This window comes from Microcoleus sp. Pol7_A1 (genome assembly GCF_036701085.1).
Lineage (GTDB): Bacteria > Cyanobacteriota > Cyanobacteriia > Cyanobacteriales > Microcoleaceae > Microcoleus > Microcoleus asticus.
The window spans coordinates 26031-38489 of the sequence record NZ_JAUBQD010000046.1 but is presented as its reverse complement, the minus strand read 5'-3'; the positions used below and the strand labels follow the sequence as shown (position 1 = coordinate 38489).

The following is a 12459-nucleotide window of genomic DNA, read 5'->3' as shown; positions in this document are numbered from 1 at the left end:
ATGTTTATTCCGTTTTTGATATAATTATAACATTGTCAGTCGTTATTAACATATCTACGGAGGTAGAAGCGAGGCAGCAATTCCAGTTTGCGCCAGCATTTAAAAACTTCTTGATATCATGCTATGACCTCCACCTTTTGCCAATTCCGCCTCCGCACCGCCCTCGCAGTTCCCTTCCTGCAAATTTTTGCAGCCGTTGGTTTAGTTGGCTATCTTTCCTTCCGCAATGGACAAAAAGCGGTAACAGATTTGGCTAACCAGTTAATGACTGAGGTGAGCAACAAAACCGATCGGCACCTAGATAACTATTTCTCAACCCCTCATCATATTAATCAGATCGACATCAATGCGATCGCAACAGGATTGCTGAATCTAGATGACTTAGACCTTGCTGGACGCTATTTTTGGAAGCAAGTGCAAGCATTCGATCATCTTGGCTGGATATCCTATGGACTTTCAGATGGACGCTTTATTTGTGCTGGGCCAGTCAGAACGGGGAAAGGCGTCACTATTGACGAGCTTTCAGCAAGGACAAATCGGTAAATTTACGGCTATATAACCGACAAGCAGAGGAATCGAACTAAAGTAGTGCAGGTTGCTGCATTTGATACGCTGACAGCAGAATGATACACTCAGGCGGCTAAAGCGGGTAAACCCATCTGGACTTCTGTGTATGCGTTAGACCAGTTTAAATTTATTGCTGAGGGGCGATGCGTCCTATTTTTGCAAAGGGCAAACTAATCGGAGTGATTGGGGTTGATTTACAACTGTCCAATATTACTAACTTTCTGCACAACTTAAGCTTGAGCAAATCCGGGCGAACTTCATCATGGAACGAGATGGGCAGTTGATTGGAAATTCCGGTTCCCAACCCTCTTTTACAAGGGTGAACAATCAAGCCCAACGTTTCAGCGCCCTGAACATCTCCGATCCTGTGATTCCAGCTGCTGCTCAAACCCTGCAAAATCAGTTCGGCAGCTTTCAAAAGATTAGAAAAACCCAAAGGCTTAAGATTAAAATTTAAGGAGAGCAATATTTTGTCCTGGTTGCTCCCTGGCAAGACAAGTTTGGGTTGGACTGGCTAATCGTGACGGTGGTTCCCGAGTCATATTTTATGGCCCAAATCCATGCCAATACCCACACCACAATTCTATTGTGCGCGATCGCATTTACTGTGGCAACGGCAATGGGAATTCTCACAGCCCGCTGGATTACTCGCCCCATTGAAGGCATCATCCAAGCTTCGGAAGACATGGCTAAAGGTTATCTCGATCGACAGGTAAAAACCTGTTCGATCGTCGAAATTAAAAAAATCGATAATTCTTTTAACAGCATGGCATGACAACTCAAAGAATTCTTTGAAACCCTGGAATATAAAGTTAAAGAACGCACCGCTGAACTCGCCACAGCTAATACAGAAATTGCGGCTCTCAATCACCGACTCAAAGCGGAAAATATGCGGATGAGTGCCGAACTCGACATTCTCAAACAAATGCAGAAATTGATTTTGACCAAACGCCAAGAACTAGAGGAAATTAAAGATTTAGATATTGCCGGATTCATGGAACCAGCCGACGAAGTAGGCGGTGATTATTACGATGTTCTCCATACCGACGGTGTGGCTACAATTGGCATCGGCGATGTCACTGGACACGGACTAGAAAGCGGCATTTTGATGGTAATGACTCAAGCTGCTGTCCGCACTCTTCAGGAAATGCAAGAATCCGACCCTGTGCGTTTTTTAAATATCCTCAACCGCACTATTTATAAAAATGTCCAGCGCATGAACTCGGACAAAAATATGACGCTAACTATGCTCAACTATGCCGATCGCACAATTAGTATCAGCGGTCAGCATGAGGAAACTTTTGTGGTCAGGAAAGGCGGTAAAATCCAGCGAATAGACACAATAAATTTAGGATTTGCGATCGGCTTAGATGAGAATATTTCTGAGTTATCGGCTATGTTTTAGTAGAGTTAGAGCCGGGGACGGGGTGGTGCTTTATACTGACGGCATCCCCGAAGCTAGAAATATGGACAAAAAATTCTACGGTATCGAAAGACTTTGTGAAGTGGTTTCTCAAAACTGGCATTTGAGCGTCGTCGAACAATTCAAGCAAGCCACCATCGATGATTTGCGAGAATTTATGGCAGAACAGAAGGTATTTGATGACATTACTTTGCTAATATTGAAGCAACAGGGAAATATCGTGCATAATTTATGATTGACTGTCATCAACCCGGTTTCTAGCATCGCTATTGGATTTAGTGGCGAAGCATCTAAGCAGAAGAAGCAGAAACCGGATTTCTCGCTCCGCCTGTGTAAGTTGTAGTAATTTACAGCGAGCGAGTGAAACAATTTTGCTATCCCAGATTCGAGAGGATAAATTATGAAACCCAAAATAAATTTAGCACAATCTACATCTCCAGAAAAGCTCAATACCCAGCTACAGGATTTGATGCAAAAACTTGAGGAAGCCGAAGAGGAAAAAAATAGCTATGAAACTTTAGTAGAAATTATCACGGAACACTCCACGGATCTGGAAAACCAGATCCATCATAAAAATCGAGAGATGCAGACTTACATCCAGCAGGTCAAAAAGGTAATAGATGCAGCTATTGCTGTGAAAAATAACAGCTTTGAACCCCAGATATTGTCAGAGGTGGCAGCGCGTAGTGATGCACTGGGAGAACTGGCACAGGTATTTTCGCATATGGTGCAAACGGTGAAAGCGCGGGAACAAGAATTAGAGAAACTTTTGCAGGCTTACGGACGTTTCGTTCCCGATGAATTTCTCCAATTTCTCGGCAAGCAGAGCATGGTTGATTTCCAGCTTGGAGATCACGTCAGCAAAGAGATGGCAATTATGTTTTCCGATATGCGTTCGTTCACCACGATGGCGGAGCAAATGACTCCTCAAGAAAACTTTGACTTCATCAATAACTATTTACAGCAAATTAGTCCCGAAATTCGCAAGCATAACGGTTTTATTGTCAAGTATATAGGAGATGGAGTCATGGCAGTTTTTCCCGATGGCGTTGATGATGCTATTCAGGCAGGAATTATGAAGTTGGAGCGGTTGCAAAAATACAATCAAAGCCGTGTAATAAATGGGTACGTACCGCTGAATATTGGCATTGGTATCCATGTCGGTGATACAATGGTGGGAATTATTGGAGACGCGAACCGGATGCAAGCCGATGCCCTGTCCGATCATGTCAATCTCACGGCGCGTCTGGAAAGTTTAACTAAGTATTATGGCGTATCTTTATTAGTTTCAGGAGATGTGGTACAACGTTTGACTCAACCAGAAAAGTATCATATTCGATTTTTGGATCGTGCCATTGTCAAAGGTAGACAAGAAGCCATTACTGTTTGTGAGGTGTTAGATGTTGATGCAGAACCAGTGCGATCGCTCAAAATTCAAACAGTGCCTATTTTTGAGGAAGGACTCGAACAATATTGTCTGGGAAATTTTGCTAATGCCAAAGTTTGTTTTGAACAAATAGTGGCACTAAATCCCGGTGACAAACCCAGCCAACTTTACCTAGAACGCATCCAAGCATTTTTAGAAAATAGTATTCCCGCTAACTGGAATGGCGTGTGGAAATTTACCCAGAAGTGACATTAACACATCAATTGAACGGAGAACAATAATGACATCTGGAAGCTTACAATCTGTGACAGAAATCTGTGGAGAATTCATTGACCAATTTCCACCGGAACACGACTCCCTAGAACTTACTTTTACGCCTAGCTCTCGCCCCATCAAGCAGCGCTGGCGCAACAACAGGCTTTCGGCTCATTTTGTAGCCGATTATTTGTCCAGCTTTCTACCAGTGGACGCAGAGGATGCTAGCAGCGAGAAACGGGTTAAACAAAGCAAGGGAGCTGTGAGCTACGTCGCTAACGAACTGTTAGAAAATGCGATAAAATTTAATAAGGATGATACCAATTACAAAGTCAAATTTGGCATACACTTTATTGGTGAAACAGAGGTGACTGCCGTAATTTTTGCCAGTAATAGTGTTAATCCAGAAGGCGCGAATAAGTTGAAGGAGTTTATTAAAGAAATTCTGGCTTCCGATCCGAATGAACTTTATTTGCAGCAGATTGAAAAGAATGCTGAATCTGAAAGCGACACCTCGGGATTGGGATTGCTGACTATGATTAATGACTATTCAGCTAAAATAGGTTGGAAATTCGACCCAAGGCCAGACAGTGATACGATCGCTGTGACGACTGTGGTTCAAATTACGGTCTAGTTTCAACCATTTCAATATTTACTCTCTTGTGCGATCGCAGTATTTTACTCAGGAAACCAAAGAACAATGAGCATTCAAGAAATTAAAGGTGAAGATTACAACATTCAGTACGATGGAGAATCAGTCACAGTCATTTTCCAAGGCGAACTCAGCCTGGGCGGGCCAGCAGAGTATGCACCAATAGTCGAATTGTTAGATGAGGTCGCCAATCCCGAACCGCCTACTATTACCTTGAACCTAAAAAAATTGGAATTTGTTAACAGTTCTGGTATCAGTATGCTGTCTAAGTTTGTCATTAGCGTCCGGAAAAAGAAAACGATTAAACTTTTGGTATTGGGCTCAAATGATGTTCCTTGGCAACAGAAATCTCTCAGAAATTTAGAAAAGCTGTTGCCAACTTTGAAGCTAGAATTAGAGTAGGATATGTGTAAATTTCAACTAGAGTTAACATAGGCGGGACGCCCATACCACACACAATTAACACAGGCGTGCTGCCCGTGCCACAATTAACACAGATAAATTTGGAGATTTGTAAATTGCTTAAATTTGCTGTACCGGCAGTTCAATGATAAACTCGGTTCCTTTGGACGGTTCAGACTCGCACCTGAGCGATCCTCCGTGATTTTCTACTAATATTTTGTAGACAATAGACAATCCTAAACCGGTACCTTTACCGATTTTCTTTGTGGTGAAAAACTGCTCGAACATTCGTTGTTTTATCTCTGCTGTCATTCCGGTTCCCGTGTCAGCAATCCGTACTCTCACGCGATCGGGCCCAGCTAATTCTGTGCTGATAGAAATTTTGAGCGCAGCATGGGGCTCATTTTGTGATGCCTCGTCCAAAGCATCGATCGCGTTGGTAATTAGATTCATAAATACTTGATTTAGCTGTCCGCCATAACACTCTACAGCAGGCAATTTTCCATAATTTTTAACTACTTGAATGTCGCGACGGTCTATTTGAGAATTGAGACGGTTTCGCAAAATTAACACGGTGCTGTCAATGCTGTCGTGCAAATCGCACAGGGTCATGTGACTGTTATCGGTTCGCGAAAAGTTGCCCATAGATTTGACAATTTCGCGAATGCGATTGGAACCCATTTGCATAGAAGAGATAACTTTAGGCAAGTCTTCAACTAGAAAATCAAGATCTATCTCTTTGATTAAAGTTTTAATTTCGGGACAGGGATTGGGACAGTATTCTTGATACAGACACAGCAGGTTCAGCAAATCTTGAGTATAAATTGCGGCATGGCTCAAGTTGCCGTAAATAAAACTAACTGGGTTATTAATTTCGTGGACGATACTAGCCATTAGCGCCCCCAACGAAGACATTTTTTCGCTGTGCAGGAGTTGAGCTTGAGTTTGTTTGAGTTCGCAAAGTGCGCGATCGAGCTGGGCCGCTTGAGCTTCCGCTTTCGCGGTAGCAGCGCAACTTTCTTGATAAAGTTCAACCTGTTTGAGGTCGATTTCAAATTGTTCGATTTCGCTTTCTTGCTGGTATTGACTCACCACGGCATCGAAAGCTTCTAGCAAGTCGCCGCCTGCAGCTTCGACAATGTACAGCATATCGGGATTGTCCAGCCTGATTTCGGCATCGGGAACTTGCACCAATGCTTTTATTCGATCGATATATTCGCGGACTTGTTTGTCTAAATACAGTGGCGGCTCAAAATACATTGCCTTGAGGGTGGCTGAAGGGGGACTGCCTAAGTTGATGCTGCTGCCAATATTAATTAAGTCGCGGTGCGATTTTTCCATCAGCTCGATCGCCTCTAACAAATCCCCGCGCAGTTTTGCTCTTTCTGCCGCATTCTCAGAGCAAGCTAACCTCATGCAAAAAAAAGCCGTTCGTTGGGAAAGCATTCGCTGGCGGCCGCTGATGTTAATTACCGCAGCACTAATTTTTCTGGCTGTCGTAATTTCTTCCAGATTAAAGTAGTTATTGAGTGTCGCCATTGATAATGCCCCCGACTCAACTAAATGTCTGTAGCTCCTGCTGACACAAGATTTAAGAGCCATAAATTTTTTTTGTACAATACACTAACTAATATATTGTGTAGTTCGTAATAAAGTAGTATACTAAAACACAATTATTTTCATTTTTTGACTTATCACAATTTTCATAATTCGGCTTGTTGCATAGTTTTTCTTAATTATTCAAAAATTTACTAATCAACTTGGCCATGATTTGAGCTTGAGTTTGCGGCAACCCGTGAGCGGCATTGGGAATAATTGCTAACTCAGCCCCCGGTATCTCGTTGGCATAGGTTTGACAGTGCCATAGAGGAATTGTTTCGTCGCTATCTGCAGCGATTACTAAGGTAGGAATTTGCAATTGGTGAATTTCTTTTTCTACTGTATCAACTGCGTCTTCCGGTCGCATCCGGCTCATTAAAAATGACCTTGCTACTGGTTGAGACATTAACTCCCGTCGCCACCCGGAAATTTGCTGCAATTTATCACTTTTTCCCGCTAAACTAGCAAAAGGTTTGGCTAAGTTCAAGGCCCAATCAACGGCGGTTGTTTCCCACAGCAGCGGCCGCAAAGCATCGTATTGACCGCAAAAACTATCGTCCCGAATTCCCGCAGGTGCTGCTAATACTAAACTGCTGACTGAATTGGGATATTTTAGGGAATATGCAGATGCCACCCAACCGCCAAAAGAATGTCCGATGATGCAGCATGGTTCGATATTTAGTTGTTCTACAACTTGCCGCACAAAAGCAACTTCTACAGCTACATCGTAGCGGATTTCTGGTTTGCTGGATTCTCCAAAACCCAACATATCTAAACTGATGCACCGAAACTGAGATTGCAATAACTCAATTAATGGCAGCCAGCAAGTCTTTTCTCCGAAGAAACCGTGGAGCATCAATAAGGGTCGGCCGCACCCGATGTCGAGGTAGGCGGCTGTTTGGCTGCTGCTATTGACAAAGGTACTTAATGTGTGCTTCTGTCCTACAAGTGCTTGAGACTGCATGGGCGATCGATTCCTGATAGGTAAGAAATTTTTGTAAACAATTGTAACAAAACGGCAGTCCAAAGGTTAAACTTCATTACGGAGTACACAATTAGAAATAGACCGTGATATTCTCTATTATTATTTGAAAATACTGCCAACTCAAAGCAGGAGAACACTTTGAACTCTACTTTAAAACAGTACCCGGCTTGCTCTCTTCGCGAAGATGTCAGTGAGTACGTAGCACACCTACAGCTTCACATGACTTTACAAGCTCGCAACTTGCTCCCTACCATTACCACCGCTAAGGATAGTCGCGAACTACTGTTGCAGCAAACTCAGGCTCATTTTGAGAAACGAGTTTCTCGACAAGCTATTTAAACAAATTTTACGATCGCCCGCGGTCGATCGAATTTTCCCAAATTCCAGCATCGTAGAAACCCGGTATCCCCAAAAATACCGGGTTTCTTTTCGGCTAATTAGGCAGGGGGCCAGGTTTTGGGTAATATGCGTTGGGTTCTTTAATTTTATGTTTATGCGAATTCCGATTATTGCATTTTTGACTTTGGCGTCGGTGGCTGGTGGCGAATTGGGGGCGCGGGCGATCGATCCGAGTGCCGCACCGACTGAGGCGGAGTTTAGAGAGGGAACCGCAGAAATTGACAGGCGAGACGCCTGTCCCACAAGCGCACAGACGGAGGATGAGGTGAGTCTCACATCTGGCACCATTCTCAAGAACGGGCAAGATGCCCGTTCCACTACAGATGAATTGTTTTGTGGAACAGGCATCTTGCCTGTTCATAAAAAGCTGATTGAGAATGGTGCAACCTCTCAGGTGAGTCCAACTGTGGGGGATTTGCCGGCATCCGACGAGCTCGCAGTTGCGGTCGAAGTACCCGCGGCGCAGCTATCCCCTAGGGAATCTCCCTCATATCGTTTCCGGTTGCATCAAAATAATAAAATCGAGTCAACAGTTAACACTCAACCATTGAGTTTTTCCACCCCTCCTTCTACAGTCAACAGTCAACAGTCAACAGTCAACAATCACCTGACGGTGCAACCGGAATTGATATCACTCAAGTCCAGCCACCATAAAGATTTTACATCTCTGTTAAAAACTCCGGCGATCGCGGCCAACGCCGAAATCCCCGAAGCAGTAAACAGCAACGCCCGACAGCTAGGCGGTACTCTACAAATCAGTCAAGCGGGCAATCCTGAGGGCGTTTACGTTGCTGAGGTGAAAATTCGCTTTGTCAATTCCAGAGGCGAAGCTGTTGATAAAAAAGGGAATCCGGTTGAGGGCAGAATTTCGGAAGATTTTATCCGAGGCGAGCTCAAACTCAAGGCGGGGGATAACTACAGCCCGTCAGTTGTACGATCGGATTTGCAGCAGTTGCAGCAATTGGGATTGTTTGACAAGGTTACGGTTTCGATCGAAGAAGTTGGCACGGATATTAATGTAATCTACAACGTTCAAGAGCGATCGGCTCGCTCTTTTAGCGTGAGTGCCAGTCTTAGTGATGATGTTGGCGTTGCTGTTCCTCTTTCCTATACCGATCGAACTTTCGGCCGGGTTCCGCAGCGGCTGGCGGTGGAACTTCAGCCCAGCCTCCGAGGTATCGAGTACGATGTCCAGTTTGTCAGCCCTTACGTTGCCGCCGAAGACCGTTTGGGATACAGTGTGAGAGCTTTTGGCGATCGCAAAATATCGGAAATTTTCAACAAAGATATTGATTTGCCCAACGGGGACCGGGTACGGGAAATTCGGGTGGGGGGAAATCTCAGGTTTACCAGACCTTTGGGCGAGTGGCAATCGACTTTGGGATTAAATTATACAAATATCAGCACGCGCGATCGCAACTTAGATATCGCCCGCCGCGACGAACTCGGCAATCCTCTCACTTTCAGCGGCAGCGGCGTTGACGAGTTATACACAGTTTCTTTTGGTGCGATGCTCGATCGGCGCGACAATCCCTTCGACCCAACCAGTGGCTGGATTCTCAGCCTCAGCACCGAGCAGTCGATACCTCTGGGGCGAGGTAACATTGTGAGTAACCGGCTGTTGGCGAATTACATACAGTATGTACCAATTACTTGGCTCGGCCGCGGCGACTCCGAGGCCTTGCCAGAAATGTTGGCTTTTAACTTGCAAGCGGGGACTGTAATTGGGGATTTGCCCCCAACAGAAGCTTTTCGCCTCGGCGGTCGCAATTCCGTGCGGGGTTACGATAGCGGGGATATTGGCAGCGGCCGGAGCTATTTTTTGGCTTCCGGCGAATATCGGTTTCCTGTCAGCAGGGATGTCGGCGGCGTGATATTTGTTGATTTTGCGTCGGATTTGGGAACGGGAGACAGCGTGTTGGGAAAACCGGCGGTAGTCAGGGACAAACCGGGGACTGGGGCGGGTGTTGGGGTGGGTGTGAGGGTGCGATCGCGCTTTGGATTAATTCGCTTAGATATGGGGGTTAGCGACTCCGGCGATCTCAAATTTATACTCGGTACAAAGCAACGATTTTAAATTAGTCATCAGTCAGCAGTCATTAGTCACGAGTTAAGTGTAGATACAAGAAGCGATTTTAATTGCCAGTTGCTAAAAAAGGTTTCAGTCTACGGTTTTAAACAGCGCCGTGTCGGTGATTGCTGCGTCTGATTGGGCGAGTTGTCGATCGTATAATTGAGTTTGATTTCGTTCCCCAACCCAACCTACAAAGTGTTCACTATATGTTTGTGGTAGTAATTGAAATTAATTGCCATACAGCACCTCGGTAAGGACACAACGGGAGCATCTCAGTTTTGCTTGTAAATGCGTGCGAGCCGGACGCTCGCTATATGTATATACTGTGCCGGACAGGACAATCGCACTCCAAAAAAACGCTTTTTACTCTCTGCTGAGATGCTCCCGAGACAACGTTGTTGTATCCTGTGTTGTAGGTAATTGAGAATTGCTATATTTATCCTAGTAACTACTTAACGCTTTGGTTTCTTCAGATCGACAGTTTTGGGCTTAGCCGCCGGAGTGCGCGGATAAAACTTAAACTTAGTGAGCGCAGCACTTGCCGATTTAGCCACACCGCTATCTGTATCTCGCAAAGATTTTTGTAACAGTGGAATCACTTTTTCAGACTTAATCATTGCTAGTGCTTCCACAGCGGCTCCGCGCACCTCCGGGTGAATATCTTGAGCTAATTTTCCCAAGGTTTCTATTGCTCGCTGACCTTCTGCTCTCAGAGCATTAGCAGCAGCCATTTTACCTAAAGCAGACGCTGCAAACTTGCGAGTTTCTTTGTCCTGACTTTGAACACATCCCATCAACTGCGGTAGGGAATAGCTTGGTGCTTGTCTGGCAATTGGAAGCGGTTGTTCGGCTACTGGTTGAGGTAAATCAATTGATTGTGGTTCTGAAAAATCTGTGTAATTTAACTCTTCTTGAAATTCTGTTTGATTTAACTCACTTGGCTGTTCCTGCCAAACTTCTTGTTGTGGTAAATATTCTCCAAATTCTGTGGGATTTAACTGACTGAACTGCTCCTCCGGGACTTCTTGTGGTTGTACATTACTCTCGTACTGATCTTGCAAAGACCTGATAGTAGCTTGCATCTGAGCTTCGTGAGCTTTCAACTGCTCGTTAGCGGCTTGCAACTGGCTCTCGTATTGCTCTTGCAAAGCCTGCATATTTAACTGCATCTCAACCTCGCGGTTCTCATATTCCTCAGCAGTTTGCCTCAAGCGAATTTCGTGTTCATTTTGCAGGTTTTGCAAATGTTGCTCCATCTGAGCTTGATAATTTAGATGCAATTCGTCAGCAACTCTGAGTAAATGATGTTCGTGTTCTGCTTGCAGAGATTGTATATTTTGCTGCATCCTAGCATTGTTAGCAGCTTCTAATTCCTCGCTGATTTGTCGCCGCAGCTCATCCTCGTCTGCGCCAGCAACTTGTTGAAGCTGACTGTCGCGTTCTGCCTGAACTTGTTTGAGCCTGGTTTCGTATTGATTCGCAACTTGTTTGAGCTGATTTTCGTATTGGGTAGTAACTTGTCTGAGTAAATTTTCGTGTTCGATAGTAGCTTTTCTAAGCTGATTTTCCCGTTCTCCTTGCTGAGTTTCGACAGCTTGTTGCACCCGAGACATCTGAGCTAATTCTATTTCCTCAGTAATTCTGCGAGTTTGCTGCAAGTATTCTTGCTTTTGCTTGTTTAACCGCTTTTCAACCAACCAGTAAGCAACTGCTATGCCTGCCAAAAAACCTACGATCGCTCCTATGATAGCCACAACTGAGATCCTCCCAACAAAATAGTTATACTGAACTTTTTACATTTAACCATACAGCCTCCTGTAACCGCCCAGTAGCAGCAGCCAGGCTGTCACTGCCAGCCAGTGAACGGCCACCGCAGGCCAGATAGAACCGCTTTGCAGGTATGCGATGGAGCACGCAACTCCCAAGATTGCCGCCAGCAGCAAAAACACTGGATTCATAAAGGTCGATCGACCAACCGGGTAAAAAGTCAGCGCGTTCAGCGGGTGGTAAACTACAAAAAGCGCCAAACTCGTGCATCCCCAAAACCACAGGATTAACCCAGAAGCATTCTCGAACGGGTGCGGCAGCATTAACACCCGGAACAATAATTCCTCGGTGATGCCCGGACTTAACAAACAGCCAAGAAGCACTCCCACAATTGTACGCCGAGAGGTTTGCACGTCTATTTTCAGAAATCCCGACCAAAAACCCACGGAAAGAGCGATCGAAGTGTAAACCAGCGCGAGCATAGCTGCAACCAGCCAATCAGTGAAATCGGGAATAGTTGAAAAAGCCAGGGTGACGCGACGTATCAGGAATCCCGGCAGCGCCATCGCACTAAAATTTAACATAATCAAACTGATCCTTAAAATTTTCCAAGAGATGTTAGCAGTAAGTTGACCCGTTTATGCAAAACCAATCATCGCAGCCCGTCAGAGTCCGTGTTTTTGTTTCGGGATTAGTTCAAGGAGTAGGATACCGATATTCAACGATGAATCAAGCAAAGTATTTCGGCCTCAGCGGCTGGGTGAGAAATCTCCCAGACGGCCGCGTCGAGGCTGTCTTTGAAGGAGCCAAAAAAGCTGTTGAAGGAATGATTGACTGGTGCCGCCGCGGCCCCACCGGTGCTACGGTTAGTGCGTTGGTTTTGGAATACGAAGACCCGGAGGGCGAGCGCACTTTTGAGATCCGTCGATAAAAGAATAAACGGCATAAA

15 protein-coding genes are annotated in these 12459 nt (G+C 45.0%); 11 read left to right on the top strand and 4 right to left on the bottom strand.

Going from position 1 to position 12459, the window contains the following annotated elements; translation table 11 throughout:
• The first annotated feature begins 123 nt into the window (after nt 1–123).
• The 8 genes from QUA20_RS22695 (at nt 124) to QUA20_RS22660 (ending at nt 4686) form a co-directional block, all read left to right on the top strand.
• Complete coding sequence (locus QUA20_RS22695) at nt 124–543, top strand: hypothetical protein (RefSeq protein WP_333191323.1); 420 nt, start codon at nt 124–126, stop codon at nt 541–543.
• Between the two features lie 286 nt (nt 544–829).
• Nucleotides 830–1024: a hypothetical protein gene (locus QUA20_RS22690; protein ID WP_333191321.1), complete on the top strand. Its 195-nt coding sequence runs from the start codon at nt 830–832 to the stop codon at nt 1022–1024.
• A 48-nt stretch (nt 1025–1072) separates the two neighbouring features.
• Entirely contained in the window at nt 1073–1342 is a 270-nt protein-coding gene (locus QUA20_RS22685) for a hypothetical protein (RefSeq protein WP_333191319.1), read from the top strand.
• Nucleotides 1343–1462: 120 nt separating this feature from the next.
• Nucleotides 1463–1972 carry a SpoIIE family protein phosphatase gene (locus tag QUA20_RS22680; protein ID WP_333191317.1) on the top strand — a complete coding sequence of 170 codons (510 nt, stop codon included), beginning with the start codon at nt 1463–1465 and terminating at the stop codon, nt 1970–1972.
• A 22-nt stretch (nt 1973–1994) separates the two neighbouring features.
• Complete coding sequence (locus QUA20_RS22675) at nt 1995–2225, top strand: SpoIIE family protein phosphatase (protein ID WP_333191315.1); 231 nt, start codon at nt 1995–1997, stop codon at nt 2223–2225.
• A 165-nt stretch (nt 2226–2390) separates the two neighbouring features.
• On the top strand, nt 2391–3626 hold the full coding sequence (locus QUA20_RS22670) for an adenylate/guanylate cyclase domain-containing protein (RefSeq protein ID WP_333191314.1): 1236 nt from the start codon (nt 2391–2393) through the stop codon (nt 3624–3626).
• 31 nt (nt 3627–3657) lie between these two features.
• Nucleotides 3658–4266, top strand: coding sequence for a DUF6272 family protein (locus tag QUA20_RS22665; protein WP_333191313.1), 609 nt, complete (start codon nt 3658–3660; stop codon nt 4264–4266).
• 66 nt (nt 4267–4332) lie between these two features.
• Nucleotides 4333–4686 (top strand): slr1659 superfamily regulator, encoded by a 354-nt coding sequence (locus tag QUA20_RS22660; protein WP_333191312.1) that lies wholly within the window; start codon nt 4333–4335, stop codon nt 4684–4686.
• A 120-nt stretch (nt 4687–4806) separates the two neighbouring features.
• Here the strand turns inward: QUA20_RS22660 and QUA20_RS22655 are convergent, their stop codons facing one another.
• Both QUA20_RS22655 and QUA20_RS22650 read right to left on the bottom strand, forming a co-directional pair.
• Nucleotides 4807–6225, bottom strand: a complete 1419-nt coding sequence (locus tag QUA20_RS22655) for an ATP-binding protein (RefSeq protein WP_333191311.1) — start codon at nt 6223–6225, stop codon at nt 4807–4809.
• A gap of 193 nt (nt 6226–6418) precedes the next feature.
• Entirely contained in the window at nt 6419–7249 is an 831-nt protein-coding gene (locus QUA20_RS22650; RefSeq protein WP_333191309.1) for an alpha/beta hydrolase, read from the bottom strand.
• A gap of 159 nt (nt 7250–7408) precedes the next feature.
• On the opposite strand from QUA20_RS22650, the gene QUA20_RS22645 reads away from it, so the two are divergent.
• Together QUA20_RS22645 and QUA20_RS22640 are read left to right on the top strand one after the other, a co-directional pair.
• Nucleotides 7409–7609 (top strand): hypothetical protein, encoded by a 201-nt coding sequence (locus QUA20_RS22645; protein WP_172188544.1) that lies wholly within the window; start codon nt 7409–7411, stop codon nt 7607–7609.
• Nucleotides 7610–7763: 154 nt separating this feature from the next.
• Nucleotides 7764–9746: a BamA/TamA family outer membrane protein gene (locus tag QUA20_RS22640; protein WP_333191306.1), complete on the top strand. Its 1983-nt coding sequence runs from the start codon at nt 7764–7766 to the stop codon at nt 9744–9746.
• A 449-nt stretch (nt 9747–10195) separates the two neighbouring features.
• Here the strand turns inward: QUA20_RS22640 and QUA20_RS22635 are convergent, their stop codons facing one another.
• Entirely contained in the window at nt 10196–11497 is a 1302-nt protein-coding gene (locus tag QUA20_RS22635; RefSeq protein WP_333191304.1) for a HEAT repeat domain-containing protein, read from the bottom strand.
• Nucleotides 11498–11542: 45 nt separating this feature from the next.
• On the bottom strand, nt 11543–12094 hold the full coding sequence (locus tag QUA20_RS22630; protein ID WP_333191302.1) for a CPBP family glutamic-type intramembrane protease: 552 nt from the start codon (nt 12092–12094) through the stop codon (nt 11543–11545).
• Nucleotides 12095–12150: 56 nt separating this feature from the next.
• Between QUA20_RS22630 and QUA20_RS22625 the strand changes: the two genes are divergently transcribed.
• On the top strand, nt 12151–12441 hold the full coding sequence (locus QUA20_RS22625; RefSeq protein WP_333191300.1) for an acylphosphatase: 291 nt from the start codon (nt 12151–12153) through the stop codon (nt 12439–12441).
• Nucleotides 12442–12459 lie beyond the last annotated feature (18 nt).

Coding starts and splice junctions, on each gene's coding strand:
- QUA20_RS22695 (WP_333191323.1), top strand. CDS start 124: ATGACCTCCACCTTTTGCCAATTCCGCCTCCGCACCGCCCTCGCAGTT.
- QUA20_RS22690 (WP_333191321.1), top strand. CDS start 830: ATGGAACGAGATGGGCAGTTGATTGGAAATTCCGGTTCCCAACCCTCT.
- QUA20_RS22680 (WP_333191317.1), top strand. CDS start 1,463: ATGAGTGCCGAACTCGACATTCTCAAACAAATGCAGAAATTGATTTTG.
- QUA20_RS22670 (WP_333191314.1), top strand. CDS start 2,391: ATGAAACCCAAAATAAATTTAGCACAATCTACATCTCCAGAAAAGCTC.
- QUA20_RS22665 (WP_333191313.1), top strand. CDS start 3,658: ATGACATCTGGAAGCTTACAATCTGTGACAGAAATCTGTGGAGAATTC.
- QUA20_RS22660 (WP_333191312.1), top strand. CDS start 4,333: ATGAGCATTCAAGAAATTAAAGGTGAAGATTACAACATTCAGTACGAT.
- QUA20_RS22655 (WP_333191311.1), bottom strand. CDS start 6,225: ATGGCGACACTCAATAACTACTTTAATCTGGAAGAAATTACGACAGCC.
- QUA20_RS22650 (WP_333191309.1), bottom strand. CDS start 7,249: ATGCAGTCTCAAGCACTTGTAGGACAGAAGCACACATTAAGTACCTTT.
- QUA20_RS22640 (WP_333191306.1), top strand. CDS start 7,764: ATGCGAATTCCGATTATTGCATTTTTGACTTTGGCGTCGGTGGCTGGT.
- QUA20_RS22630 (WP_333191302.1), bottom strand. CDS start 12,094: ATGTTAAATTTTAGTGCGATGGCGCTGCCGGGATTCCTGATACGTCGC.
- QUA20_RS22625 (WP_333191300.1), top strand. CDS start 12,151: ATGCAAAACCAATCATCGCAGCCCGTCAGAGTCCGTGTTTTTGTTTCG.